Raw genomic sequence first — 25,451 nt, 5'->3', positions numbered from 1 at the left:
CCGCAAGTACGTCCTTGTAGGCTCGTTCGCGCCATCCATGGCGCTCTACGGTCCCGCCAACCCACCCGCCCCSACCCCTGACAGTTTTTCGGGCCTCTTGGTGAAAGCGGCGGAGCGGTGGAGCGGAGCGGAGCTATTGCCGCTTTTTTGGGAGGGGTTGAGGGCATGCCGACCGGAGGTCGGCACTGAGCGAGGGCAGGAGCAATGGCAAGGCGACAGCCGACGCCGCTCATCTCCTCCTCTCTCCCCCTCCCCCTTCCCCTAACCAAAATTCCCAAATTCCCAACCCAAAATCGACGCCCCAGGCATCTCGAGATCCATCAGGCGCAGCCACCCACGGGGTGGCTCTACCCTGGCACACCGGGGTCTGTCGGGGCGCGGCGCGGGTGGGTTTACGGGACCGTTGGGCGCCATGGATGGCGCTCACGAGCTTACAGGGACGTACTTGCAGCGTGTCCCGTAAACCCACCCGCGCCACGCCAACCAGGAAAACCCTCAGCCAAAGGCCGTTGCAGTTGCTGTGGCTGTGGCTGTTGCTGTGGCTGTTGCTCCAAAGCTTCTAAAAAAAAACCGCACCCTGACACCATCCTTACCAATGCTTCGCACCCCCTGCACGATGAACAGGGAAGGATGGAGCATGTGAACACTGTCGACTCCCCTGCCCCATCCCCCGTGTCGCGCCGTTGGCGCTGGCGTCGTCCCGGCAAACGTGGACAGCGTTGGCTCGCCATCCTCGTTTTCCTCTTCGCTGCCATCCTCCTGCTCATCGCGCTGTGGGACTGGAACTGGTTCAAAGGCCCCGTAGAACGCGCCGTCCAGGCCAAGACCGGCCGCGAGTTCCATATCAACGGTGATCTCGACGTCGACCTTGGCCGCACCACCACCATCCGCGCCGACCGCCTCACCTTCGCCAACGCTACCTGGGCCAAGACCCCGCAGATGGCCAGCGCCGACCGCGCGGAAATCGCCATCCGCGTCTGGCCCCTGCTGCGTGGCCAGGTTCATATCCCCGAAGTCCGCCTCACCCGCCCGGACTTGCTGCTCGAAACCGGGCCCGGCAAGGACACGCCCGGCAACTGGGATTTCCTGGGGCCCTCCACCGGCAACCCGCCGCAGTTGCAGCGCCTGCTCATCGACGATGGCCGCCTGAAGTTCCTTGATGCCGCCGGACGCACTGACGTTCTGGTGGCCCTCAACAGCGGCAAACCGCGCAGCGCAGACAGCGCCCCGCCCCTGCTGGTGAGTGGCAAGGGCCGCTGGAGAGGCAACCCGTTCTCCCTGGACGGCAGCACCGAATCGCCGCTCGAACTGACCAACAGCGACCACCCGTTCCGCATCCACCTGGACGGGCGCGCCGGTGGTACCCACGCCATCGCCAGCGGCACCCTGACCAACCCCTTCGCGTTGCGCACCTTCGATCTTGAACTGATGCTCAGTGGCCAGGACATGGAAGACCTGTTCCCGCTGATCGGCGTGGCCATGCCCTCCACGCCGCCGTACCGGCTGAAAGGCCGGCTCAAGCGCAACAACGATATCTGGCGCTACGAGAATTTCACCGGCACCGCCGGCGACAGCGACCTGGGCGGCACCGCGCAGATCGACGTCGGTGGCGAACGCCCGTTCCTGAAGGCCGACCTGGTCTCCAAGCGCCTGGACTTCGATGATCTGGCCGGCTTCATCGGGGCGCCCCCGAAGACCGGCGCCGGCGAGACCGCCAACGCAGAACAGAAGGCCAAGGCCGCCGCGCTCGCCGCACGCGCCAAGGTGCTGCCGGATACTCCGTACAACCTCACCAAGCTGCGCGCCATGGACGCCGATGTGCGCTGGAAGGCGCAGCGGATCAATTCGCCGGTGCTGCCGCTGGACGACATGGACGCGCACCTCAAGCTGGAGGCCGGCCTGCTGCGCCTGGAGCCGCTGAATTTCGGCGTGGCCGGCGGCGACATCCGCAGCACCATCCGCATGGATGCGCGCAAGGACACCATCGCCACCCAGTTGCAGGCCAGCCTGCGCAAGATCCAGCTCGGCAAGCTGATGCCCGATTCCAAGCTCGCCGAACAGGCCTCCGGTGGCATCAGCGGCGACCTCACCCTGGCCGGCACGGGCAACTCGGTCGCGGCCATGCTGGGCAGTTCGGACGGCAACGTCGCCCTCGGGATCGGCCGCGGCCATGTCGGCAACCTGGTGATGGAGCTGGCTGGGCTGGACGTGGCCGAGTCGCTGAAATTCCTGTTCACCGGCGACAAACAGATTCCGCTGCGCTGCGCCTTCGGTGACTTCGGCGTGGCCAACGGGGTGATGACCTCGCGCGCGCTTGCCTTCGATACCACCGACACGCTGATCGTCGGCGAGGGCACCGTGGACCTCAAGCAGGAACAGCTGGACCTGCTGCTGCGACCGCGCCCGAAGGACATCAGCATCCTCGCCCTGCGCTCGCCGCTGCGCATCGGCGGCAGCTTCAAGGACCCGTCGTTCCGCCCGGACTTCAAGGCACTCGGCATCCGCGGTGCGATCGCCCTGACCTTGGGCAGCATCGCCCCACCCGCTGCCCTGCTGGCCACCATCGAAACCGGTCCGGGCAAGGATTCGAACTGCGGTGGTCGTTACGCGAAGTGAGTGCGGCCATGTCAGCGTACCGACCAACGGTCGGTACCTACCGGGAGCGGTGTGCGCGTATCGCGACATCCTGATCGCGCACCGCGAACGCACAGGGTCGGTGCGCGTGTATCGCGCGACCGGACTACGCACACGGTAGGTGTCGACCGTTGGTCGACACGCTTCATTCTCCCGCGACCCTGCACTACCCCGCCACGATGTACTGCTGCAGCTGGTCCAGCTTCTGGGCCTGCTCGTCGATCACCGATTTCACCAGGTCACCGATCGAGATCACGCCCACCACGCTGCCGCCGTCCACCACCGGCAGGTGCCGGATCCGGTAGTCGGTCACCAGTTGCAGGCAATGCTCCACCTGCTCGGACAGCGCCACCGTCACCACCTTGGCGGTCATGATGTCGCTCACCCGCGTGGTCCGCGACGACCGCTCATGCAGCACGATCTTGCGCGCGTAATCGCGCTCGGACAGGATGCCGACCAGTTGCCGGCCCTCCATCACCAGCACGGCGCCGATGCCTTTTTCGGCCATCAGCCGGATCGCGTCGATCACCGCCGATTCCGGGCCTACCGCGAAAACCTCAGGGGACTTGCCGTCCAACAGCTGTCGTACCGTGGTCATCTCGTTGCTCTCCACCGATGGGATGCACGGCCGAGTCTGCCACGATCGGGGGCTGCCAGGTGTCAACCAGGTACAACGGCCGCTGCTTGGATTCTTCGTACAGGCGCCCCAGGTATTCGCCGATCAGGCCCAGCGCGATCAGCTGCACCCCGCCCAGGAACAGGATCGCCGCCATCATGGTCGGCCACCCCGCCACGCGGTCGCCGTACATCGCCGCCTTGGCCACCACCCATACGGCGAACACGAACGCCACGCTGGCCGTGAACAACCCCAGGTAGGTCGTCACCCGCAGCGGCGCCGTGGAGAAACCGGTGATGCCTTCCAGCGCGAAATTCCACAGCTTCCACAGCCCGAACTTGCTGTCGCCCACCATCCGCGCGTGCCGGTGGTAGGGCAGCGCCTTGCGCCGGAAGCCGACCCAGCCGAACAGCCCCTTCATGAACCGGTGGCGCTCGCGCAGCTGCCCCAGCGCCTGCAGCGCGCGCGGCGAAAGCAGGCGGAAATCGCCGGTGTCGGCCGGGATCGGCGTCTTGGACAGTCGCCCGATCACCCGGTAGAAAGCGGCGGCCGCGCTGCGCTTGAGCCAGCTTTCACCGTCGCGCGCCAACCGCGTGCCGTACACGTTGTCATAGCCCTGCTGCCACAGCGCGACGAACTCGGGAATCAGCTCCGGCGGGTCCTGGCCATCGGCGTCCAGGATGATCACCGCGCCGTCGTCGACAAAATCCAGCCCCGCCGTCAGCGCCGCTTCCTTGCCGAAGTTGCGCGACAGCCGCAGCACGCCCACGTCGGGATCGGCTGCGGCCAGCGCCTGCATCACCGACCAGGTGGCATCGCTGCTGCCGTCGTCGATGTACAGCACCCGCCCCTCGATATCGTCCAGCCCGTCGAGCACCGCGCGCAGGCGCGGATGCAGCAGCGGCAGGGCCAGTGCTTCATTGTGGGCGGCGATGACAACGGTCAGGCGTTGGGCAGTCATGCCGGGATTGTAGGCGGGGCGCGTCACGATCATGAATCGTCAGTCGTCGGCGAGGTACGCAGTGCCACCCAGCTGCCGGGCCTGGCGCTGGATCCAGGCCGCGCGGCGCTGCACGAACGGTCCCGGCTTGGCCGCGTTGTAGCGCCGCGGCGCCGGCAACACGGCGGCCAGGCGGGCGCTTTCGGCCGGACTCAGCCGTGCCGCGTCCTTGCCCCAGTACTGCCGCGCCGCCGCCTGGGCGCCGTAGATGCCGTCGCCGAACTCGGCGATGTTGGCGTACATCTCCAGGATCCGCGACTTCGGCCACAGCGCCTCGATCAGAAGCGTGTACCAGACCTCCAGGCCCTTTCGGACCCAACTGCGGCCCTGCCACAGGAACAGGTTCTTGGCCACCTGTTGGCTGATGGTGCTGGCCCCGCGCAGGCGGCCACCCTTGGCATTGTGGTCGCGCGCCTTCTCGATGGCCTGCAGGTCGAACCCGTTGTGCACGGGGAAACGCTGATCCTCGGCGGCCACCAGCGAAATGGGCAGACTGGGTGCCATCTGGTCCAGGTCGCGCCACTGGTAGTGCAGCCGGTAGTCCCACTCGCCCTGGCCCAGCGCCTCGCCGTACCGCCACAGCATCACCGTGGACACCGGCGGGTCGATGAAACGCAGCACCAGTACCTGCAGCACGCTGAACGCGGCAAACAGCACCGGCAGCCACAGCAGACGTTTCCAGTGCCAGCGTCGCGGGCGCGGTGGTTCCAGGCCCGGTTCGGCCTTGAGGTTGCTGCGCTCTGCCCCCATTAGTGGTGCATCCTTTGCTTGCACGGTTGTCGGCGCATTATCCGGCAACTGCATCCCACTTCGCGCGCCCATAGAACCGATGACCGCCCAATCCGACACCCTTGTCCGTTTCCTGCTCCCCGATGCCGGCGTCCGCGGCGTGCATGTCCACCTCGATGCGACCTGGGCTGAAATCCTGTCGCACGCGGTCTATCCGCCGGCCGCCGCCGAGCTGCTGGGCGAAGCCGCCGTCGCCTCGGCCCTGTTCACCGGCCACACCAAGGTCGATGGCCGCCTGTCGATCCAGCTGCGCAGCAATACCTCCATGCGCACGCTGTTCGCCGAATGCACGGCCGCCGGCACCCTGCGCGGCATCGTGCAGCTGGCCGACGGCGGCGACGCCCCGCGTGACCTCACCACCCTTGGCGATGACGCGCTGCTGGCCATCACCATCGAAAACCCGGGCCTGGACCCGCGCGAACCGCAGCGCTACCAGAGCCTGGTCGGGCTGACCGCCGCCGGCCTGGACGAAGCGTTCGAGGACTACTTCCGGCAGTCCGAGCAGTTGCCCACGCGCCTGCTGCTGGCCGCCGACGGCACCCGGGCCGCCGGCCTGCTGCTGCAGAAGCTGCCCGGCGACGAAGGCGACAACGACGGCTGGTCACGCGCCAGCGCCTTGTTCGAAACCCTGGGCAAGCAGGAACTGCTGGACGTGGCGGGCAATGACCTGCTGCACCGCCTGTTCCATGAAGAGAAGCCGGAACTGCTCGGCGAGCGGGGCCTGCGCTTCGCATGTTCGTGCTCGCGCGAGCGGGTGGAAGGCATGCTGCAGTCGCTGGGCGAGGAGGAAGCCCGCGCGGCCGCCGAACCGACCGGTGCGGTGGAAGTGCGTTGCGAATTCTGCGGACAGGAGTATCACTTTCCGTTGACGGAGTTCGCCATACTGTTCAGCGACACCGGTGTTTCCTCACCGGCACCTGAACGGCTTCAGTAATTGCCGCACGAGTTTTGTTCTGGGGAGAACCAAGACTTGTTAAGAATTCATAAACGCCCTAGGATCAGTGTCCCGCTTCGGCGGGAACTTGTGCTCACCGCTGCTGTCTGAGAGTTCCCATGCGCTCCCTTCTGCGTCTACCGCTGGCCCTTGTGATCGCCCTCGCCGCGATGACGGGCGCGCATGCGCAGAACAAGCCGCGCCAGGACAGCACGGTCATTCCGGTGTGGAACAAGGGCAGCGGCAAGGTCGAGGCCCTGTTGTACCTGGAACCCACCGGCGAACAGGCCGTGGGCGCCCGCTGGCACTTCGGCCGCAGTTCGCTCGATGCCGCTTTCGGGTTGTCCTCGGGCGACTCGCTGGGCCTGCTCTGCAACAGCAGCCGCGGCACCAGCATCAGCGGGCTGGCCAGTCATTGCATGCTCGCCAGCCTGGGCGATGACGACGAGAACACCTCGTTGAGTCGCCGGGTCAGCGGTACCGCTGCGTTCAACCGTCCCGGCGGTCGCCTGGGCATCACCGCCGGCACCGGCCGTGACACCCTGCCGGCGTGGTTGGCCGGCCCGAACAAGTCACCGGCGTTGCGCGCCGAGCAGAACGACCTGACCGTGTTCGGCCAGAAGAACATCGGTCGCGAAGGCTTCGTCTCGATCGGTGGCACCTACGCCAAGGCACGCCTGGTGCCGCTGTCCGACGCCTCCCCGGCCATCGTGGACCGCTGGGACAGCAAGAGCCTCACCATCGGCGCCGGCTACGGCAACTTCAGCGGCAACATCATCGGCCGCGTGGTCGATGTGCCCGGCCAGCCCGGCAAGTGGGAAGGCCTCGGAGTCGGCCTGACCTGGCGCACGCCCTGGAGCGGCCAGCTCACCGTGGGTGCCGAGAACGTGATCACCCGTGGCAAGAATCCGTTCGCTCCGCGCAACGAGAGCACCGACGAAGGCACCGTGCCGTACGTCCGTTACGAACAGGATCTGTAATCGACGGGCGCCGAACGGCGCGGTCGATCTAGCCAGAAACGCGCCTGAAGGCGCGTTTTTTTATGCCCGCACTCCCTGCCTCCAAAGGATCCCGTCCGCGTGAGCCGGTGACGCGCCGCGCGTTGTATCGCCACTGCTGCACTTGTGTGCGGAAGCGATGTGCCGATACCTATGGATACATAACGTTACAAATCAAGTGCAACTATTTTCATCACAAATAATTAACCAATGAGACCAAAAGGCCGCAAGGGGGCGGAAAATCATTGATCCACAACGACTTTGCCGAATTTAACCCAGTTCACACCTTCTATTAACGTGACTTTAATTCTCTCCACTCGGCAGTTACTATCGAGTCAGCCTAGTGGTGCTTGGCGCTGATTTGGTGCCGCCGCAGGCAAACACCCCAGTGAATACCCAAGATTCCCTTGGAGAGAGAGAGCAATGAACTTCAAATCCAACAAACTGCGTGATGCCGTGGTCGTTGCGCTTGTCGCAACCGCCGCCACCGGCACCGCACAAGCCCAGGAATCGGCCAGCCCGACCAACCTGGACCGCATCGAAGTCACCGGTTCGCGCATCCGCCAGGTCGATACTGAAACGGCACAGCCGGTCCAGGTCATCAGCCGCGACCAGATCGAAAAGCAGGGCTTCAAGTCGGTTGCCGACATCCTGCAGAACATCCCGACCGCCGGTTCGCCGGCCATCAGCCGCACCTCGCCGCTGAGTTCCGGTGAAGCCGTGGGCGGCTACTACATCGACCTGCGCAACCTCGGTGCCAATCGCACCCTGGTGCTGGTCGACGGTCGTCGCCTGGGCATCACCAATGACGGCCTGCAGGACGTTGCCTCGATCCCGACCGCCATGGTCGAACGTATCGAAGTGCTGAAGGATGGCGCCTCCACCATCTATGGTTCGGACGCCATCGCCGGCGTGATCAACATCATCACCCGCAAGAACTTCGAAGGCGCCGAAGCCAACGTTTACCTGGGTCAGTACGACCAGGGCGATGGCCAGCGCGAGAGCTATGACTTCATCATGGGCTTCCGTGGTGAACGCGGCTCGCTGACCGCAGGCGTCGAGTATTCCAACGAAGACCCGGTGTGGGCCAAGGACCGCTGGTTCTCCAAGAACCGCTTCCCGACCGGTGAGAAGAGCGCGCCGCGTCCGGGCGGCCTGTCCGGCACCTCGCAGTGGGGCCGCTTCATCTACAACGGCACCGCCTACACCCTGCGCCGCGACGTACCCGGGCTGGACCCGAGCGACTTCGCCAGCTACCGCCCGACCAACAGCACCGACGTGTCCAACCCGGCGCTGGCGTCGACCGTCTATAGCGGCGTCAAGCGCAAGTCGGCGTTCTTGAACGGCACGTTCGACTTCACCGACAACGTGCGCTTCGACACCAGCGTCATGTACACCGACCGTGATTCGTTCGCGCAGAACGCGGGCTATCCGTTCTTCAGCGAGGACTATCCGCTCGCCGGCCCGCTGTCGGCCGACAGCATCTACAACCCGGTTGGCGAAGACGTCGATTACGTCCGCCGTGGCTGGGAAGTGCCGCGCGAAGTGCACAACAGCCTGACCACCACCCGCTTCACCGGTGTGTTCAGCGGCTCCTTCCAGACCGGTGAAAAGTACTGGGATTGGGATGCCGGCTACCTGTACAACCAGAACAAGGGTGTCCAGCTCAGCACGGGCAACCTGAACACCTACGCCGTCGGCCAGGCTACGGGTCCGTCGTTCATCAATGCCAGCGGCCAGGCGCAGTGCGGCACCCCTGACGCGGCCATCCCGCTGGGCTTCGGTCCGGGTTCGTGCACCCCCTGGAACCCGCTGATCCCGCAGGGCTACGACTCGCCCAACAGCCTGGGTGATCCGGACGTGCAGGCCTACCTGTACCAGCCGGGCCAGGCGATTTCGCGCACCACCACCAAGAATTACTTCGCCAACATCTCCGGCTCGATCTTGACCCTGCCTGCCGGTGACCTGGGCGTGGCATTGGGCGTGGAGCGTCGCGAGGAAAGTGGCTCGTTCTCGCCGGATGCGCTGGCCCAGACCGGCATTTCGACCGATCTGGCCGCCGGTCCGACCTCGGGCGGCTACAACCTCAATGAAATCTACGCCGAGTTGCAGATCCCGGTCCTGGCCGACCTGCCGTTCGCCAAGGAACTGACCCTCACCGCGGCCACCCGCTACTCCGACTACGACACCTTCGGTGACACCCTCAACAGCAAGTTCGGCCTGAAGTGGAAGCCGATCGACCAGCTGCTGGTCCGCGGCACCTGGTCCGAAGGTTTCCGTGCCCCGACCGTGGCCGATCTGTATGGCGGTATCTCGCAGACGTTCCCGACCTATACCGACCCGTGCGATACCAGCTTCGGTACGGCCGCCGGCAATGCCCGCTGCCTGCAGGACGTGCCGGCGGGCTTCCGCCAGCCCAACACCTCCAGCAGCGGTCCGGCCCAGGGCCCGGGTGAAGCCAGCGACACGCCGTTCGTCACCGGTTCGACCCCGACGCTGACCCCGGAAACCTCGACCTCCAAGACCTTGGGCGTGGTCTGGAGCCCCGAGTTCGTCAGCGGCCTGAACATGTCGCTGGACTGGTGGAACATCCGCATCGAGAACACCATCGTTGCCGACAGCCCGACCGACCTGCTGGACGACTGCTACCTGCGTGGCATCGAATCGCGCTGCACCGGGTTCACCCGCAACGCGAACGGCAACATCACCGACCTGTCCTTCGCACTGCGCAACGCGGGTTATGTTGAAACCGAAGGCTTCGATTTCGACGTGAACTATCGCTTCGAAACCGGCTTCGGCAACTTCACCACCTCGCTGCAGAACAGCTACGTGGTCAAGAACGAGATCAAGCAGGACAACACGGACAACCCGCCGAGCCAGAACAATGGGTTCGCTGGCAACTTCCGCCTGCGCTCGAACGCGACCATCAACTGGCAGCTGGAAAACCTGTCGGTCAGCTGGACGGCACGCTACTACTCCGGCACCAAGGAAGCCTGCTTCTTCGACGAGCGCTGCACGCTGCCGAACTACAGCGCGCCGGACACGGGTGGCCAGATCTCGCCGCAGAACGAACTGGGCTCCAACACCTTCCACGACCTGCAGGTGGCCTACAGCCTGCCGTGGAATGCAACGGTAGCCGTCGGTGCCAACAACGTGTTCGATCACCAGGCCGCACCTGCGTACTCCAATCCGAACTCGGGCTATGCGTACTATGGCGGCTTCGACATCGGTCGTTTCATGTACATGAAGTACCAGCAGAAGTTCTGATCGATCCATCGATCAGCACCTGATGCAGCAACGGCCCCGAAAGGGGCCGTTGTTTTTTGTGCGTCATCGGTGCTCTGGTACCGCACTCACGAAAAAGGCCGCGTCTCCGCGGCCTCTGCATCGTGATGTTGGCGATCTCAGCCGATCGGGATCAACGTCTCGATCACATGCTCCACGTAAGCCTCGAAATCCTCGCGGGCCTGCTTGGGCTGCTGCAGCTGCAGCGACAGCTGCAGGAAGCCCACGTACGCCGCATACGCCAGGCGCGCGCGGTGCTGCGCGTCGGTACGGCTCAGCCCGGCTTGGCGGAACGAGGCCACCAGATATTCCAGGCGGCGGTGCGAGACGCGGTCGATGACCGGGCGCACCATCGGGTGATCCAACGCCTTGAGCAGCTCGCTGTAGATGATGTGCGGCTGCACTTCATGGGCGACCACCTGGAACAGCTGGCGCAGGCGCGCACGCGGATCCGGCACGTCTTCGAGGCTGCCGAACACCTGCTCCTGCTCGAACAGTTCCCAGCGCTCCAGCGCGGCCTGCAGCAGTGCGTCACGCGACGGGAAATGCCAGTAGAAACTGCCCTTGGTGACCCCCAGGCGACGCGCCAGCGGCTCCACCGCCACGGCACCGACACCCTGTTCTGCAATCAGGTCCAGGGCGGCCTGGGCCCAGTCTTCCGCGCTCAGGCGGCTGTTGCGGCCGGCACGTGGCTCGCCGGCGGAAGCTTCAGGTTCATTCATGGCGTTGATTTAACCATACGCCGGGGTCCGTGTCCGCCAAAATGGCACGCTGTGACCCGCGCCAACGCCCGCACCGTGGCGGACTCGGCGCCCTTCCGACGCGCGGTGATGGGCTTCCATACCCCCAAGTATTGACATGCCCACGGGCAGGTCCATACTAGCGAGTATGGTCATTCCTTCTTCTACCCTGCCCCGCGTTGACGATGAGCGACTGACCGGCGCGCACGATGCCGTGCTGGCCGCCACCCGCTCCTCGCCCGGGCGCCGCGGCACCGTGCTGTTCGCCCATGGCTTCGGCCAGACCCGGCATGCCTGGACGTCCACCGCGCACTCCCTGGCGGCTGCCGGCTACCAGACCCTGGCCTACGATGCGCGCGGCCATGGCGACTCGGACTGGAACCCGGCCGACCTGCCCTACCACGGCGAACAGTTCGCCGATGACCTGATCGTCCTGGCCGGCGAACAGCCGCAGCCGCCGATCCTGGTTGCCGCCTCGATGGGCGGGCTGTTCGGGCTGCTCGCCGAATCGCGCTGGCCGGGCCTGTTCTCGGCCATGGTGCTGGTGGACATCACCCCGCGCTGGGACACCGCCGGGGTCGAAAAGATCCTGATGTTCATGACCGCCCATCCGGACGGCTTCGCCTCGCTGGCGCAGGCCGCCGATGTGATCTCGGCGTACATGCCGCATCGGCCACGCAAATCCGACGATTCGCTGCGCGCCCTGCTGCGCGACGATGGCCATGGTCGCTGGCGCTGGCACTGGGACCCGCGCCTGGTGGCCGAACTGGCGCGCGACAGCGAACAGCACCAGGACGCGCTCGCCGAGGCGGCGCGCCAGGTCAAATGCCCGTTGCTGCTGGTCAGCGGCGGGCGCAGCACGCTGGTCACCCCGCAGACGGTGGCCGAATTCCTCGCGTTGGTGCCGCATGCGCGCCATGTGCAGTTGCCGGAGGCCACCCATATGGTCGCCGGTGATGACAACAACGCCTTTACCGCTACTGTGTTGGACTATCTGGACGTGTTGCCCTCGGCCTCCGCCGTTGCACAGTCCGCCACTACCGAGCACGTCACCGGAGCACGCTCATGAGCATTGTCGTTCCCTTCCTGGCCATCCTGCTGGCGGGCGCCATCGTCGCCTACCACCGGATGCGGCTGATCACCTGGACGATCGTCAGCCTGGTGCTGCTGGCCGCCTGCTGGTTCATCCCGTACATCAACCAGACTGCCACCATCGTCGCTGCGGCCATCGTGGCGGTCATCGCCGTGCCGCTGCTGCTGCCCTTCATCCGCAAGCCGCTGCTGACCGCGCCGATGATGAAGGTGTTCCGCAAGGTGCTGCCGCCGCTGTCGCAGACCGAGCGCATCGCGCTGGAAACCGGCTCGGTCGGCTTTGAAGGCGAGCTGTTCACCGGCGACCCGGACTGGAACATCCTGCTGAACTATCCCAAGCCGCAGCTCACCGCCGAGGAACAGGCCTTCCTGGATGGCCCGGTCGAAGAGCTGTGCAAAATGGTCAACGACTGGGAAATCACCCACGTCTACGCCGACCTGCCGCCGGAACTGTGGAGCTTCATCAAGAAGAACAAGTTCTTCGGCATGATCATTCCGAAGGAATACGGCGGTCTGGGCTTCAGCGCGCTGGCCCACCACAAGGTGATCCAGAAGCTGGCCTCGGTGTCGAGCGTGGTCAGCTCCACCGTCGGCGTGCCCAACTCGCTCGGCCCGGGCGAACTGCTCAACCACTACGGCACCCAGGCGCAGAAGGACCAGTACCTGCCGCGCCTGGCCGATGGCCGCGAAGTGCCCTGCTTCGGCCTGACCGGTCCGTTTGCTGGTTCGGACGCCACCTCGATTCCCGATTACGGCATCGTCTGCAAGGGCGAGTGGAACGGCGAGCAGGTGCTTGGCGTCAAGCTCACCTTCGACAAGCGCTACATCACCCTGGCCCCGGTGGCCACGCTGATCGGCCTGGCCTTCCGCATGTACGATCCGGACGGCCTGATCGGCACCACCCGCGACATCGGCATCACCCTGGCGCTGCTGCCGCGTGACACCGCCGGCGTGGAAATCGGCCGCCGCCACTTCCCGCTCAACTCGACCTTCCAGAACGGCCCGATCCGCGGCAAGGATGTCTTCATCCCGCTGACCCAGCTGATCGGCGGCGCCGAGAAGGCCGGCAAGGGCTGGAACATGCTCAACGAGTGTCTGGCCGTGGGCCGCTCGATCACCCTGCCGTCCACCGCCAGTGGCGGTGCCAAGGCCGGTGCGGTGGTGACCGGTGCCTACGCGCGCATCCGCAAGCAGTTCGGCCTGTCGGTCGGCCGCTTCGAGGGCGTGGAAGAAGCGCTGGCGCGCATCGGCGGCAAGGCCTATGCGATCAGCGCGCTGTGCCAGGCCACGGCGGCTGCGGTGGATCGCGGCGACGTGCCGTCGGTGCCGTCGGCGATTGCCAAGTACCACTGCACCACCATGAGCCGTGAAGTGATCTCGGACATGATGGATGTGATCGGCGGCAAGGGCATCATCCTGGGGCCGCGCAACTTCGCCGGCCGCAGCTGGCAGGCCGCGCCGATCGCCATCACGGTGGAAGGTGCCAACATCATGACCCGCAGCCTGCTGATCTTCGGCCAGGGTGCGATCCTCTGCCACCCGTGGGTGCTGAAGGAAATGAAGGCCGCGCAGGATCCGGACACCCGTGCCGGCCTGCAGGAGTTCGACCGCAGCCTGTTCGGCCACATCCGCTTCGGCATCTCCAACGCCGTGCGTTCGTTCTGGTTCGGCCTGACCGGCGCGCGCTTCGGTGCCGCCCCGGGCGATGCCTACACCCGCCGCTACTTCCGCAAGCTGGACCGCTATTCGGCCAACCTGGCGCTGATGGCCGACATCTCGATGATGACCCTCGGCGGCAAGCTGAAGTTCAAGGAATCGCTGTCCGGCCGCCTGGGCGATGTGCTGAGCCACATCTACATGACCAGCGCCATGCTCAAGCGTTACCACGACGAAGGCGCGCCGGTGGCCGACCAGCCGCTGCTGGCCTGGGCCTTCCATGACAGCGTGCACACGATCGAAACGTCGCTGTCGGCGGCGTTGCGCAACTTCCCGATCCGTCCGATCGGCTGGCTGATGTGGCTGCTGATCTTCCCGTTCGGCCGCCGTGCCGAGGCCCCCGGCGACCGCCTGGGCCACCGCGTGGCCGCGCTGCTGATGGCCCCCAACGAAGCCCGCGACCGTCTGGCCAGCGGCGTGTTCCTGACCCCGTGCGAGAACAACCCGGGTGGCCGCATCAACAGCTACCTGTCCAAGGCGATCATGGCCGAGCCGGTCGAGCGCAAGTTCATCAAGGCGGTCAAGACCAAGGGCATCGAAGCCCTGGACTTCACCACCCAGCTGGATGAAGCGGTTGCCGAAGGCGTGATCACCCAGGACGAACGCACCCTGCTCGAAGAGCTGCGCGCGCTCACCCTGGAAACCATCACCGTGGACGATTTCGATCCGCGCGAACTGCGCTCGGCCGGTTACTACGACCGCGAGCGCAAGGACGCACAGGCCCAGGAAGCGGCGTGATCGACGCAGCAACGTAACCCACAACGGCGGACTTCGGTCCGCCGTTTTTTTGAGAGGCCTCCATGTCCGCTCCCCTGTTGAACCTGTATCGCCGCATGCAGCGCTGGCCTGCCGGCAACTGGCTGTTTTCGCGCGCGGTGTGTTTCAAGGCGCCCTACTTCGCCAGCATCGCCCCGCGCATCACCCTGCTCGAGCCCGGCCGTTGCGAAGGGCGCATCGCGCACCGGCGCAAGGTCACCAACCATATCGGCACCGTGCACGCGATCGCGCTGTGCAACCTCGCCGAGCTCACCGCCGGGCTCATGGTGGATGCCTCGCTGCCCAAAGGCATGCGCTGGATCCCCAAGGGCATGGAGGTGCAGTACCTGGCCAAGGCCACGGGCACGCAGCATGCCGTGGCCACGCCGGAGCAGCCGATCGTGGCCGCCGAGGCCGGCTACGCGCTGCCGGTGAATGTGCAGGTGTGCGACGACGCCGGCACGGCCGTGTTCGAGGCGCGCATCCAGATGTGGGTGTCACCGGTCAAGCGCTGATTGGTGCCGCGCAGCCACCCATGGGGTGGCTCTACCCCCCCGGGGTCAGGCGGGGACCATCCACCACGCGGCCACGGCCAGGATCGCCGGCACGGCCTGGATGAAGAAGATGCGCTTGTTGACGCTGTAGGCGCCGTAGCAGCCGGCCACGATCACGCAGCCCAGCATGAAGTTCACCAGCATCGGCAGGTGGTCGAACAGCCCCCAGAACAGCCCGGCGGCGAGGAAGCCGTTGTAGAGCCCCTGGTTGGCGGCCAGCACGCGGGTGGTTTCGGCCTTTTCCGGCGTATTGCGGAAGGTCTTCAACCCCAACGGCTTGGTCCACAGGAACATTTCCAGCACGAGGAAGTACACGTGCAGCAGGGCGACCAGCAGGGTCAGGGTCAGTGCGGTCCAGTACATGGGGAGGCCTTGAAGAGGGTCGATGAAGCTTACTCCGGGCGCTCGCCCGGCAGCTTCTTTTCTTCGTGCAGCAGGCCGATGGCCGCGGCCGTCATGCAGCCAGCGACCACCACGCCCCCGGCGAACACCGCGTGCGACCCGAACACCGACAGCCCCTTGTGCACCCAGGCGAAGGTCAGGTCGGCGCCGCGGTAGACCACCGTGTCGATCGCCGCGCCGGCCTTGTAGCGCCACTGGCGGTCCACCCGGGTGTAGATCGTTTCGCGCGCGGGCTTGGCCAGCGAGAACTCGCTGGCGCGGGTCATCACCTGCACGATCGCCACCATCAGCGCCAACGGCCAGGCCGCCAGCAGCAGGAAGCCGAAGATGATCGCCACGCCGGGAATCAACAGGGCCGGCGCGATGCCGTGGCGCGACAGCAGCCACCGGGTCAGGCCCAACTGCAGCACCAGCGTCAGCGCGTTCACCGCCAGGTCGATCTGCGAGTAGAACGCGGTCCGCGCCGCCTCGTCCGGATAGAACTGGCGGGCGATCGCGGCCTGCTCGTTGTACAGCAGCGTGCCCACCCCCACCCCGAACAGCACCAGCACGGCCAGCCAGCGCAGCAGCGGCTCACGCGCGATCAGCTTCAGGCCATCGAGTACGCTGCCGCCCATCGGGGTTTCACCGGAGGCCAGCTGCTGCTCCTGCTCGCGCGCCACCGCCCACAACCGCAGCCGCCAGATGCACACCAGGCAGGCCGTCAGGAAGCCGGCCGAAACCAGCATCAGATTGGCGATCCCGACCCGCTTGACCAGCGCCGCGGTGATGATCGGCCCCAGGAACGCGCCGAGGGTGCCGGCCGCGCCGATGTAGCCGTACACCTCGCGGGCCTGGGCGTTGGAGAACACGTCGGCCATGAAGCTCCAGAACACCGCCACCGCAAACAGGTTGAACACCGCGGCCCAGAAGAAGAACGCCATGCCGCGCCCCGGCACGCCGCTGTCGAACAGCACGTAGAAGCCCAGCAGGCAGACGATGAAGAAGCCATACACCGCCGGCAGGAATACCCGCCGCGCGTAGCGACTCACCACCGCGCCGTAGAGCGGCTGCAGCACCAGCATGATGAAGAACACGCCGGTGAACAGGAACTGCAGCACGAAGTCCTGCATCGCGATGCCGTGTGCGCTGAACCAGTCGATCAACACGGGCGGGAACACCGCCTGCGCGTCGGCCGAGGCGGCCATCGCCTCGCGCACCGGCCGCAGCACGTAGTAGCCGCTGAGCAGGCAGAAGAAGTACACGCACGCCCAGATCAGCGGCGGCGACTGCCGCAGCGCCCCGCGCAGGCCCGGCCGCACCGGGGCCGTTGCTGCAGCACTCATCGCACCCACTCCCGGTTCGGGCGGCGTGACAACGGCGGCATCGTGAAACTCCGGGCAGGAAAGCGCGCAAGGTAAACGATGCACCGCAACATCGCCAGTAGCAGCGCCCCTCATCCGCGCAACGCTGCGTAGCCGTGATCGCGTTGCCCCGCCGCGGGCCGCGCTGCCCTATGCTCGGGGCTACCTACCGAAGGGGCCGCCAGCCGTGGGGACGGACACGTACGACTACATCATCGTCGGTGCCGGGTCGGCCGGCTGCGTGCTGGCCAACCGGCTCAGCGCCGACCCGCGCTGCCGCGTGCTGCTGCTGGAAGCCGGTCCGCGCGACCGCAACCCGTTCATCCACATGCCGGCCGGCTTGGCGCGGCTGGTCAACAACCGCCGCATCAACTGGAACCTGGACACCGACGCCGAGCCGGCCCTGGCAGGCCGCCGGCTGTGGTGGCCGCGTGGCAAGGTGCTGGGCGGCTCCAGTGCGATCAATGCGATGTGCTACGTGCGCGGCGTGCCGGCCGACTACGACCGCTGGGCCGCCGACGGCGCCGACGGCTGGGGATGGGCGCAGGTGCTGCCGTGGTTCCTGCACAGCGAAGCCAACAGCCGCGGCGGCAGCGCCCTGCACGGCGACGCCGGCCCGTTGTCGGTCGCCGACCTGCGTCACCACAACCCGCTCTCCGACGCCTTCCTCGACGCTGCCGCGCAGGCTGGGCATGCGCGCAACGACGACTTCAACGGCGCCGAGCAGCTCGGGGTGGGTCTGTACCAGGTCACCCAGCGCGATGGCGCGCGGTGCTCCAGCGCGACCGCCTACCTGCACCCGGCCGGTGACCGGCGCAACCTCACCGTGCTCACCGGCGCACATGCCACCGCGCTGGGCTTCGATGGCGACACCGCCACAGGCGTGTACTTCCGCCACGGTGGCCGGCATCGGCATGCCGCGGCCAGCGCCGAGGTGATCCTCAGCGCCGGTGCGGTGCACTCGCCGCAGTTGCTGATGCTGTCGGGCATCGGTGCGGCCACCCCGCTGCGCGCGCACGGCATCGAGGTACGTGCCGACCTGCCGGGGGTCGGTGCCAACCTGCAGGACCACCTGGACATCTGCACGCTGGTGCATACCCATCCGGGCGTGAGCTACGACCGCAGCAACCAGGCGCGGATCGCCTTCGACTACTTCCTGCGCGGCCGCCGCGGCGCCGGCACCAGCAACATCGCCGAGGCCGGTGGCTTTGCCCGCTCACCGCTGGCCGGCGACGCACGCGCCGACGTGCAGTTCCACTTCGTGCCGGCGATGCTGGACAACCACGGCCGCCACCGCCTGCCGGGCGACGGCTACACGCTGCATGCGTGTGCCCTGCACCCGCGCAGCCGGGGCCGGATCAGCCTGCGCGATGCCAACCCCGCCTCGCCCCCACGGATCCAGGCCAATTACCTCAGTGATGCCGAGGGGGCGGATCTGGCGATGATGAAAGCGTGCGTGCGGATGTCGGCCGAGATCCTGCGCCAACCGGCGTTCGACCGCTGGCGCGGGGCGCCGATCTTCCCGCCGCGGCAGGACCTGGACGAGGCGGCACTGGAAACCTTCATCCGCGCCAAGGCCGAGACCATCTACCACCCGGTGGGCACCTGCGCGATGGGCACCCATGCCGACGCCGTGGTCGACCCGCAGCTGCGCGTACGCGGGGTGCGCCGCCTTCGCGTGGTGGATGCGTCGGTGATGCCCCGCCTGGTCAGTGGCAATACCAACGCGCCCACCATCATGCTGGCCGAACGCGCCGCGCAGTGGATCATCGAGGCGGCCGGGGCAAGCTGAACAGGGGTGCGCCGCCGGCGCTGGCACGGCGCACGCCACGGATGCAAAAACCGGGCCTTTTCAACCAGATACGCATTCATCTTCGCTTGGTTTGTGCAATCAGGAAAAGCAGCGCTAGAATCACCCACAGCAGTTGCGCACGGGTCCAGAACGATGAATCAGAACAGCAGGCGTCGCCCGATCCGTTCGGCGGCCACCGGGTTGCTGGGCATGTTGATGCCCATCGCCATGTCGTCTACTGCACAGACGCCCAGTGCTGCGCCGGGCGCCTTCCCGGTCAACATCGAAAACACCGCAACGATCGCGCACACCCAGCCGGCCGCCTATCGCACCACGCCGGCGAATGTGCAGGTGCTGCCGCCGGCACAGGGCTTCAACGTAGCCGCGATCGAAGCCATGGCCCAGCAGCTGACCTACGGCGAGCGTGTGCCTGGCATGGCCGTGGCCATCGTCCAGGGCGGCCGCGTGCTCAGCGCGCGTGGCTACGGCGTCACCGACGTCAACAACCCGCAGATGGTCGATGCGCATACCGTGTTCCGCCTGGCATCGCTGTCCAAGGCCTTCGCCGGCACCATGGCCGGCCTGCTGGTCAACGACGGCACGCTGCGCTGGGACAGCAAGGTCACCGACTACGTGCCCGGCTTCCAGCTGAGCTCGCCGGAGGCCACCGAACGCCTCACCGTGGCCGACCTGCTCAGCCACCGCGTCGGCCTGCCCTACAACGCGTACGACCGCGACGTGGAAGCCAACGCCGAGTACTACACGCTCACCCACAAGCTGGCCTCGACCTCACTCAAGTGCCTGCCGGGCGATTGCTATGCCTACCAGAACGTGGCCTTCAGCCTGATCGGTGACGTGGTCTACGCCGCCTCCGGCAGCTTCTACGAGCAGTCGGTGGAACGCCGCCTGTTCAAGCCACTGGGCATGGACGACGCGAGCCTCGGCCTGGCCGGCATCCAGGCCAGTTCGCGCTGGGCGCGACCGCACGTGCGCAGCCGCAACGGCTGGGTGTCGCTGAACCCCAAGCCCACCTACTACCGCCTGGCGCCTGCAGCCGGCGTCAACGCCAGCGCCAGCGACATGGCGCAGTGGCTGCTCGCCCACACCGGCCACCGCCCCGACGTGCTGCCTGCGCCGCTGCTGGCCACGCTGCACTCGACCCTGATCAACACCCCCGGCGAGATGCGCTCGGGCTGGCGCCGCGAGCGCCTGCACTCGGCCGGGTATGCACTGGGCTGGCGCAACTTCGACTACGCCGGGCATGAAGTGATTTTCCATGCCGGTGCCGTGCAGGGCTATCGCGGCCTGGTCGCGCTGGTGCCCGAACGCGACCTGGGCATCGCCATCATGTGGAACGGCGAAAGCAGCCTGCCCAGCGGCCTGCTGCCCACCGTACTGGACCAGGCCATGGGCCTGCCCACCCAACGCTGGCTGGACGTGGACACCGACTTCGGCAGCGACAACCTGATGGTGGAAGACGGCGCCCCGGCAACCAAGCGCAAGGGCGTGTCGTCCAACCGCGCGGTGGCGTCGCCGCGCTGATCGCAGCGCGGGATGGATCGAAAAGGCGGCCGGTTGGCCGCCTTTTTTTTTGGTTTGGGGTGCGGTGGGGAGCGTACCGACCAACGGTCGGTACCTACCGGGATGCGGGCGTACCGCCCAACGTCGGGCCGACGGAAAAGATGCGGTAGAGCCGACCGTTGGTCGGCTGCCGTGCAATCGCCGAAGGGCAGCCGACCAACGGTCGGCTCTACCGGGACATCGTGCGCCGCGATCCGCATACCGAATGCCCATAAAAAAACCCCCTCCCCGCTGGGCTGCCAGGGAAGGGGTTTCAGTTACGGCATCGGGAACTGCGTTAGATCAGCGGTGCCGGGGTTGCCGGCAGGGCGACCGGAGCGGCCTTCTTCTTGCGAACGGCCGGCTTGCGCTTTGCAACCTTCTTCACCGCTTTCTTGGCGGACGCCTTCTTGGCCGGAGCCTTGCGCGCGGTCGCCTTCTTCGCGGTGGCCTTCTTGGCTACCTTGCGTACGGCCTTCTTTGCGGTCTTCTTTGCAGCCTTCTTGGTCGCCTTCTTGGCCGTGGCCTTCTTGGCTACCTTGCGAACGGCTTTCTTGGCGGTCTTCTTGGCGGCGGCCTTCTTGGCGACCTTGCGGACTGCCTTCTTCGCCGTCTTCTTCACTGCCTTCTTCGCGGTCTTCTTGGCGGCGGCCTTCTTGGCAACCTTGCGGACTGCCTTCTTTGCCGTCTTCTTCACTGCCTTGCGGGCGGTCGCCTTCTTCGCTGCCTTCTTCACCGTCTTCTTGGCAGCCGCCTTCTTGGCTACCTTCTTCACGGCCTTCTTGGCGGCGGCTTTCTTGGCTACCTTCTTGACGGCCTTTTTGGCGGCCGGCTTTTTCTTCGCAGCTTTCTTGGTTGCCATGGGATGGCTCCTCGTCAGTGATCTATGGAGTGGAAACGCCCAGGTAAAGCAAACCCGCAGTGCGACATCGCGGGGACCGCCGTCGCGTCAAGCGCGTCGTGACGGATACGGGGATACCCACCGCAGGTGGCCAGGCGGGTATCGAATGGGAAGGGGCCTTGCGGTTCGCTGAGGGAAGCGAAGCCATCTCCACCGTCTTATGACGCGAGGTGGATGTCCAGGTTGTGCTTCGCGACTGGATGTCGATTCTGCTCACTCTGTTCGCAGCAAGGTCTGCTGTGGCGAAACCTAATCACGCTTTTTTTCACTGTCAACAACCGGGGCGAAAAATTTTCACACCGAACGCCCCCGCGACCCGACGTCGGCGCCCTCGGCGAACACCCTCAACGGCGTGCAATGCTGCCGCGCACGCAGCGACCAGACACGCAACGCATGCGGCAGGCGAAAAGAAAACCGCTTAAAAGAAGCACTTTCGTATTTTCAGTGCGCGCGCACCGCGCGTCTCCGGGCAACCGTGCACGCGCACCCGGCGGCGCCCCGGACGCTACCCACACCGCACCCAAACAGAGTCGAAAACTTTTCACATCTTCGATCGCGTTTTGCCACCGGATTTACGCAAATGCGCAAACTTTCAGGCGGTCGCCGCCTCCCCGATCGCACCGGTTCGACGTGCCACGACCGCCGCGCGCGACCCGGATGTGCACCGCGCACGCGCTCGGCGAGGACACCCGGCGCGCACGCCGACACCCCGACGCGCGCTCATGACCGGACACCGATGCGTACCCCACCGATGCGCATAAGCCACCGACGGCATCGCGATGGCGGACCGCAACGCGGGCGTTTTCGTCACGTACGGATAACGCCGACGCCGGCGGCCACCGCGCAGGMAAAAAAAACGGCCGCACCGGGCGGCCGTTCTTCGCGATCAGGCGACGATCAGTGCTCGTCGTCTTCCAGCAGCTCGGCGTACTCGTCCGGGCCCAGCAGATCGTTCAACTCGTCGTTGGCCGAGAACTCGACCACGTAGATCCAGCCTTCGCCGTAAGCATCTTCGTTGATGGTTTCCGGCTTGTCCGACAGCGCTTCGTTGACTTCGACAACGGTGCCGGTGACCGGGCTGTACACGTCCGAGGCGGCCTTGACCGACTCGACCACGGCGGCCTGCTGGCCCGCCTTCACTTCGTCGCCCACCGCCGGCAGTTCGACGTACACCAGGTCGCCAAGCAGGCCCTGGGCGTGGTCGGAAATACCGACGGTGACGCGGCCATTGCCTTCGACGCGTGCCCACTCATGGGACTTGAGGAATTTGAGGTCGCCGGGGATCTCGCTCATGGGACTGCTCCGAGGAATTTCAGGGGTCAAGAAACGGGGGTAGTGTAACCACCGGCGCCGACCACTGACAGGTCGGCGCCGGGAAAAAATCAGGCGTCGGCGAGCACGCCCGGCTGGGCCTGGCCCTCGCGCACGAACGGGAACTTCACCACGCGCACCGGCACCTGCTTGCCACGGATGTCCACGTGCACCTGGCCCAGTTCGCCGGCCGGCACCCGCGCGAACGCGATGCCCTTGCCCAGGGTCGGGGAGAACGTGCCGGACAGGATCTCGCCCTGGCCGCTGGCGGTGAGCACCGGCTGGCCGTGACGCAACACGCCCTTCTCGTCCATCACCAGGCCGATCAGCTGGCGCGCGTCGCCTGCCGCCTTCTGCGCTTCCAGCACGTCACGGCCGATGAACGGGCGGCCCTCGTCCAGCGCCACGGTCCAGGCCAGCGCGGCTTCGTAGGGGGTGATGTCTTCGTCCATGTCCTGGCCGTACAGGTTCATGCCGGCTTCTAGGCGCAGCGTATCGCGCGCGCCCAGCCCGGCCGGACGCACGCCCGCGGCGGCCAGCGCGTTCCAGAACGCCACCACGTCGGCCTGCGGCAGCAGGATCTCGAAACCGTCTTCACCGGTGTAGCCGGTACGCGCCACGAACAGCGGCGTGCCACTGGCAGCGGTGGCCTCCAGCGCGGCGAAGCGGCCCAGCTTCTCCAGCGCGGCACGGTCGCCGTCTGCGGCCAGGCCGATCACCCGCTCACGCGCGGTCGGGCCCTGCACGGCGATGATCGCCAGGTCGTCGCGCTCGGTGACGTCCACGTTGAACGCGGCAGCCTGCTCGCGGATCCAGGCCAGGTCCTTTTCGCGGGTGGAGGCGTTGACCACCATGCGGAAGAAGTCGTCGGCCAGGTAGTACACGATCAGGTCGTCGATGACCCCACCGCGCGGGTTGAGCATGCACGAATACAGTGCCTTGCCGGTGGCCTTCAGCTTGTCCACCGAGTTGGCCAGCAGCGTGCGCAGGAACGGCTTGACCTGCTCACCGCGCAGGTCGACCACGGTCATGTGGCTGACGTCGAACATGCCGGCATCGGCGCGCACCAGGTGGTGCTCGTCCAGCTGCGAACCGTAATGGATGGGCATGTCCCAGCCACCGAAATCGACCATCTTTGCGCCGAGCGCGCGGTGGGTGTCGTTGAGAAGCGTCTTCTGGGTCATGACCGTTTTTCCGGGGGAATGAAGGCAAGACCGGCATTATCCCAGAACCGTCTTCACAACGCCTGCGGCGTTGCGTCAGACCGGCTGCACCTGCAGTGTCATGCCCTCCACCGCCACCACGCGCACGCGGGTGCCGGCCGGCAGATCGGGCCCGGCCACCACCCAGAACGCGTCGTCGATCTTGGCCCGGCCCTTGCCCGCCACGATGTCCTGGTCGATCACCACCACCCGCCCCACCAGCTGCTCGGCGCGGCGGTTCAACAGCGGCGTATCGCTCTGCCGGTCGCGGCCCCGTCCCCAGTGCCGGTAGCACTGGATGGACACCACCGACAGCAGCACGAAGGCCACCACCTGCCACAGCAGGGGAATGTCGCTGAACACGGCCACCAGCACGAAGACCGCCGCCGCACCGATGCCGATCCACAGCATGAAGGCACCCGGCGCCAGCGCCTCGGCAGCGAACAGCACCAGCGCCAGCGCGCCCCACCCGACAACTTCCCAGCGCATCTCAGCCTCCTGCCCGCGGCGGAACGGCGCGCGGGGTTCGCTTGTCTTCCTGTTTGGCAAAGGCCTCGCGCGCCAGTTCGGCAACGCCGGCAATCGAGCCGATGACCCCGCTGGCCTCCATCGGCATCAACACCAGCTTCTGGTTGGGCGAGGTGGCCAGCTCCTTGAACGCCTCCACATACTTCTGCGCGATGAAGTAATTGATCGCCTGCACATCGCCCTGCGCAATGGCCTCGGACACCATCCGCGTCGCGTTGGCCTCGGCTTCGGCCGACCGCTCGCGTGCTTCGGCATCGCGGAACGCGGCCTCCTTGCGTCCTTCGGCCTCCAGCACGGCGGCCTGCTTCTCGCCTTCGGCGCGCAGGATCTCCGACTGCCGCGACCCTTCGGCCTCCAGGATCTGCGCACGCTTCTCGCGCTCGGCCTTCATCTGCCGCGCCATGGCGTCGAGCAGGTCGCGCGGCGGCTGGATGTCGCGGATCTCGATCCGGTTGACCTTCACTCCCCACGGGTTGGTCGCGTGATCGACCACGTTCAGCAGCTTGGCGTTGATCACCTCGCGCTGGCTGAGCGATTCATCCAGGTCCATCGAGCCGATCACGGTGCGGATGTTGGTCTGCACCAGCGCGATCATCGCCACTTCCAGCACCGACACCTCGTAGGCCGCCTTGGAGGCGTCCAGCACCTGGAAGAACACCACCCCGTCCACGCGCACCGCCGCGTTGTCCTTGGTGATCACCTCCTGGCCGGGGACGTCCAGCACCTGCTCCATCATGTTCACCTTGCGCCCTACCCCGTACACGATGGGGATCAGGAAGTGCAGGCCGGGCGACATGGTGTGGGTGTAGCGCCCGAAGCGCTCCACCGTCCATTCATACCCCTGCGGCACCATCCGCACCGCCTTGAACAGGATGACCACGGCCACGAAAGCCAGGACCAGCGAAAACAGGACGGTTGGAAACATCGAAGTACTCCTGTACCCCGGGGCGTGGCCCGGGCATGGCGACGCTGACGCTACAGCCGGATCCGGCCCCGGAGGATGTCCCAGAACATCACCCAGTCGCCGGCGAAGGAATAGAACGGATGCTGGAAGGTGGCGGGCCGGTTCTTCTCGAAGAAAAAATGGCCGACCCAGGCGAACCCATAGCCACAGCCGAGCGCGGCCAACAGCCAGCCCGGTTGGCCGCGCACGATCGCAACGGCCACCAGCAGCAGCACGCCGCAGCTGCCGATGAAATGCAGACGGCGCGACACCGGATGGCGGTGTTCGTCCAGATAGAACGGATAAAAGGCACGGAAGCTGGCGGGCCGGCTCTGCACAGACGCCGGGGAGCCGG

General features: G+C 66.4%; 21 protein-coding genes. 9 read left to right on the top strand and 12 right to left on the bottom strand.

Annotated features, from left to right (window positions below; all coding sequences use genetic code 11):
- The first annotated feature begins 630 nt into the window (after positions 1-630).
- Entirely contained in the window at positions 631-2,616 is a 1,986-nt protein-coding gene (locus AC1DCJ_RS19070; RefSeq protein WP_137191637.1) for an AsmA family protein, read from the top strand.
- A 184-nt stretch (positions 2,617-2,800) separates the two neighbouring features.
- Here the strand turns inward: AC1DCJ_RS19070 and AC1DCJ_RS19065 are convergent, their stop codons facing one another.
- From AC1DCJ_RS19065 to mtgA, 3 genes are read right to left on the bottom strand one after another with little or no spacing between them, the layout of a single operon-like run.
- On the bottom strand, positions 2,801-3,232 hold the full coding sequence (locus AC1DCJ_RS19065) for a CBS domain-containing protein (protein WP_038686840.1): 432 nt from the start codon (positions 3,230-3,232) through the stop codon (positions 2,801-2,803).
- Entirely contained in the window at positions 3,192-4,211 is a 1,020-nt protein-coding gene (locus AC1DCJ_RS19060; protein ID WP_447595186.1) for a glycosyltransferase family 2 protein, read from the bottom strand. The genes AC1DCJ_RS19065 and AC1DCJ_RS19060 overlap by 41 nt, the downstream gene beginning before the upstream one ends.
- Positions 4,212-4,250: 39 nt before the next feature.
- Entirely contained in the window at positions 4,251-5,000 is a 750-nt protein-coding gene (gene mtgA, locus AC1DCJ_RS19055; RefSeq protein ID WP_137191639.1) for a monofunctional biosynthetic peptidoglycan transglycosylase, read from the bottom strand.
- 79 nt (positions 5,001-5,079) lie between these two features.
- On the opposite strand from mtgA, the gene hslO reads away from it, so the two are divergent.
- The 3 genes from hslO to AC1DCJ_RS19040 all read left to right on the top strand — a co-directional run bounded on the left by hslO (position 5,080) and on the right by AC1DCJ_RS19040 (position 10,238).
- Positions 5,080-5,973, top strand: coding sequence for an Hsp33 family molecular chaperone HslO (hslO, locus tag AC1DCJ_RS19050; RefSeq protein WP_478071681.1), 894 nt, complete (start codon positions 5,080-5,082; stop codon positions 5,971-5,973).
- A gap of 119 nt (positions 5,974-6,092) precedes the next feature.
- Positions 6,093-6,953, top strand: coding sequence for an XOO1806 family protein (locus tag AC1DCJ_RS19045; RefSeq protein WP_137191641.1), 861 nt, complete (start codon positions 6,093-6,095; stop codon positions 6,951-6,953).
- A gap of 441 nt (positions 6,954-7,394) precedes the next feature.
- Positions 7,395-10,238 (top strand): TonB-dependent receptor, encoded by a 2,844-nt coding sequence (locus AC1DCJ_RS19040; protein WP_478071680.1) that lies wholly within the window; start codon positions 7,395-7,397, stop codon positions 10,236-10,238.
- A 137-nt stretch (positions 10,239-10,375) separates the two neighbouring features.
- Here AC1DCJ_RS19040 and AC1DCJ_RS19035 read toward each other — a convergent pair whose 3' ends face one another.
- Positions 10,376-10,978: a TetR/AcrR family transcriptional regulator gene (locus tag AC1DCJ_RS19035; RefSeq protein ID WP_125357883.1), complete on the bottom strand. Its 603-nt coding sequence runs from the start codon at positions 10,976-10,978 to the stop codon at positions 10,376-10,378.
- Between the two features lie 166 nt (positions 10,979-11,144).
- Here AC1DCJ_RS19035 and AC1DCJ_RS19030 point away from each other — a divergent pair, with 166 nt between their 5' ends.
- From AC1DCJ_RS19030 to AC1DCJ_RS19020, 3 genes are all read left to right on the top strand, one after another.
- Positions 11,145-12,065, top strand: coding sequence for an alpha/beta fold hydrolase (locus AC1DCJ_RS19030; RefSeq protein ID WP_137191643.1), 921 nt, complete (start codon positions 11,145-11,147; stop codon positions 12,063-12,065).
- Entirely contained in the window at positions 12,062-14,542 is a 2,481-nt protein-coding gene (locus tag AC1DCJ_RS19025) for an acyl-CoA dehydrogenase (protein ID WP_448136339.1), read from the top strand. Before AC1DCJ_RS19030 ends, AC1DCJ_RS19025 begins: the two co-directional genes overlap by 4 nt.
- A 62-nt stretch (positions 14,543-14,604) precedes the next feature.
- Entirely contained in the window at positions 14,605-15,075 is a 471-nt protein-coding gene (locus AC1DCJ_RS19020; RefSeq protein WP_478071679.1) for a hotdog fold domain-containing protein, read from the top strand.
- Between the two features lie 45 nt (positions 15,076-15,120).
- Here the strand turns inward: AC1DCJ_RS19020 and AC1DCJ_RS19015 are convergent, their stop codons facing one another.
- Both AC1DCJ_RS19015 and AC1DCJ_RS19010 read right to left on the bottom strand, forming a co-directional pair.
- Entirely contained in the window at positions 15,121-15,477 is a 357-nt protein-coding gene (locus tag AC1DCJ_RS19015; protein WP_038686823.1) for a DUF1304 domain-containing protein, read from the bottom strand.
- A 29-nt stretch (positions 15,478-15,506) separates the two neighbouring features.
- Positions 15,507-16,841, bottom strand: coding sequence for an NTP/NDP exchange transporter (locus AC1DCJ_RS19010; protein WP_478071678.1), 1,335 nt, complete (start codon positions 16,839-16,841; stop codon positions 15,507-15,509).
- Positions 16,842-17,046: 205 nt separating this feature from the next.
- On the opposite strand from AC1DCJ_RS19010, the gene AC1DCJ_RS19005 reads away from it, so the two are divergent.
- Together AC1DCJ_RS19005 and AC1DCJ_RS19000 are read left to right on the top strand one after the other, a co-directional pair.
- Positions 17,047-18,651, top strand: a complete 1,605-nt coding sequence (locus AC1DCJ_RS19005; RefSeq protein ID WP_478071677.1) for a GMC family oxidoreductase — start codon at positions 17,047-17,049, stop codon at positions 18,649-18,651.
- 153 nt (positions 18,652-18,804) lie between these two features.
- Positions 18,805-20,193 (top strand): serine hydrolase domain-containing protein, encoded by a 1,389-nt coding sequence (locus tag AC1DCJ_RS19000; RefSeq protein WP_137191648.1) that lies wholly within the window; start codon positions 18,805-18,807, stop codon positions 20,191-20,193.
- Positions 20,194-20,509: 316 nt separating this feature from the next.
- On the opposite strand, the gene AC1DCJ_RS18995 is transcribed toward AC1DCJ_RS19000, so the two are convergent.
- The 6 genes from AC1DCJ_RS18995 to AC1DCJ_RS18970 all read right to left on the bottom strand — a co-directional run bounded on the left by AC1DCJ_RS18995 (position 20,510) and on the right by AC1DCJ_RS18970 (position 25,434).
- Entirely contained in the window at positions 20,510-21,073 is a 564-nt protein-coding gene (locus AC1DCJ_RS18995; protein ID WP_038686815.1) for a hypothetical protein, read from the bottom strand.
- Positions 21,074-22,009: 936 nt separating this feature from the next.
- A complete protein-coding gene (gene gcvH, locus AC1DCJ_RS18990) occupies positions 22,010-22,405 on the bottom strand; it encodes a glycine cleavage system protein GcvH (protein WP_038686813.1) in 396 nt (131 codons plus the stop codon).
- Between the two features lie 89 nt (positions 22,406-22,494).
- The gene (gcvT, locus tag AC1DCJ_RS18985; protein WP_463601485.1) at positions 22,495-23,607 is read right to left on the bottom strand and encodes a glycine cleavage system aminomethyltransferase GcvT; all 1,113 of its coding nucleotides are present in this window, start codon (positions 23,605-23,607) and stop codon (positions 22,495-22,497) included.
- 75 nt (positions 23,608-23,682) lie between these two features.
- Positions 23,683-24,114, bottom strand: coding sequence for an NfeD family protein (locus AC1DCJ_RS18980; protein WP_038686809.1), 432 nt, complete (start codon positions 24,112-24,114; stop codon positions 23,683-23,685).
- A 1-nt stretch (position 24,115) separates the two neighbouring features.
- On the bottom strand, positions 24,116-25,078 hold the full coding sequence (locus AC1DCJ_RS18975; protein ID WP_038686807.1) for an SPFH domain-containing protein: 963 nt from the start codon (positions 25,076-25,078) through the stop codon (positions 24,116-24,118).
- A gap of 50 nt (positions 25,079-25,128) precedes the next feature.
- A complete protein-coding gene (locus AC1DCJ_RS18970; RefSeq protein WP_478071676.1) occupies positions 25,129-25,434 on the bottom strand; it encodes an Mpo1-like protein in 306 nt (101 codons plus the stop codon).
- Between the last annotated feature and the right edge of the window lie 17 nt (positions 25,435-25,451).

The sequence above is a fragment of the Stenotrophomonas sp. 10N36 genome, assembly GCF_056395005.1.
The sequence above is the reverse complement of the archived record's forward strand: the minus strand, read 5'-3'. Positions and strand labels throughout refer to the sequence as shown.

Coding starts and splice junctions, on each gene's coding strand:
- gcvT (WP_463601485.1), bottom strand. CDS start 23,607: ATGACCCAGAAGACGCTTCTCAACGACACCCACCGCGCGCTCGGCGCA.
- AC1DCJ_RS19060 (WP_447595186.1), bottom strand. CDS start 4,211: ATGACTGCCCAACGCCTGACCGTTGTCATCGCCGCCCACAATGAAGCA.
- AC1DCJ_RS19010 (WP_478071678.1), bottom strand. CDS start 16,841: ATGAGTGCTGCAGCAACGGCCCCGGTGCGGCCGGGCCTGCGCGGGGCG.
- AC1DCJ_RS19070 (WP_137191637.1), top strand. CDS start 631: ATGGAGCATGTGAACACTGTCGACTCCCCTGCCCCATCCCCCGTGTCG.
- AC1DCJ_RS18995 (WP_038686815.1), bottom strand. CDS start 21,073: ATGGCAACCAAGAAAGCTGCGAAGAAAAAGCCGGCCGCCAAAAAGGCC.
- hslO (WP_478071681.1), top strand. CDS start 5,080: ATGACCGCCCAATCCGACACCCTTGTCCGTTTCCTGCTCCCCGATGCC.
- gcvH (WP_038686813.1), bottom strand. CDS start 22,405: ATGAGCGAGATCCCCGGCGACCTCAAATTCCTCAAGTCCCATGAGTGG.
- AC1DCJ_RS19045 (WP_137191641.1), top strand. CDS start 6,093: ATGCGCTCCCTTCTGCGTCTACCGCTGGCCCTTGTGATCGCCCTCGCC.
- AC1DCJ_RS19000 (WP_137191648.1), top strand. CDS start 18,805: ATGAATCAGAACAGCAGGCGTCGCCCGATCCGTTCGGCGGCCACCGGG.
- AC1DCJ_RS19065 (WP_038686840.1), bottom strand. CDS start 3,232: ATGACCACGGTACGACAGCTGTTGGACGGCAAGTCCCCTGAGGTTTTC.
- mtgA (WP_137191639.1), bottom strand. CDS start 5,000: ATGGGGGCAGAGCGCAGCAACCTCAAGGCCGAACCGGGCCTGGAACCA.
- AC1DCJ_RS19035 (WP_125357883.1), bottom strand. CDS start 10,978: ATGAATGAACCTGAAGCTTCCGCCGGCGAGCCACGTGCCGGCCGCAAC.
- AC1DCJ_RS19015 (WP_038686823.1), bottom strand. CDS start 15,477: ATGTACTGGACCGCACTGACCCTGACCCTGCTGGTCGCCCTGCTGCAC.
- AC1DCJ_RS18975 (WP_038686807.1), bottom strand. CDS start 25,078: ATGTTTCCAACCGTCCTGTTTTCGCTGGTCCTGGCTTTCGTGGCCGTG.
- AC1DCJ_RS19020 (WP_478071679.1), top strand. CDS start 14,605: ATGTCCGCTCCCCTGTTGAACCTGTATCGCCGCATGCAGCGCTGGCCT.
- AC1DCJ_RS18980 (WP_038686809.1), bottom strand. CDS start 24,114: ATGCGCTGGGAAGTTGTCGGGTGGGGCGCGCTGGCGCTGGTGCTGTTC.
- AC1DCJ_RS19025 (WP_448136339.1), top strand. CDS start 12,062: ATGAGCATTGTCGTTCCCTTCCTGGCCATCCTGCTGGCGGGCGCCATC.
- AC1DCJ_RS19030 (WP_137191643.1), top strand. CDS start 11,145: ATGGTCATTCCTTCTTCTACCCTGCCCCGCGTTGACGATGAGCGACTG.
- AC1DCJ_RS19040 (WP_478071680.1), top strand. CDS start 7,395: ATGAACTTCAAATCCAACAAACTGCGTGATGCCGTGGTCGTTGCGCTT.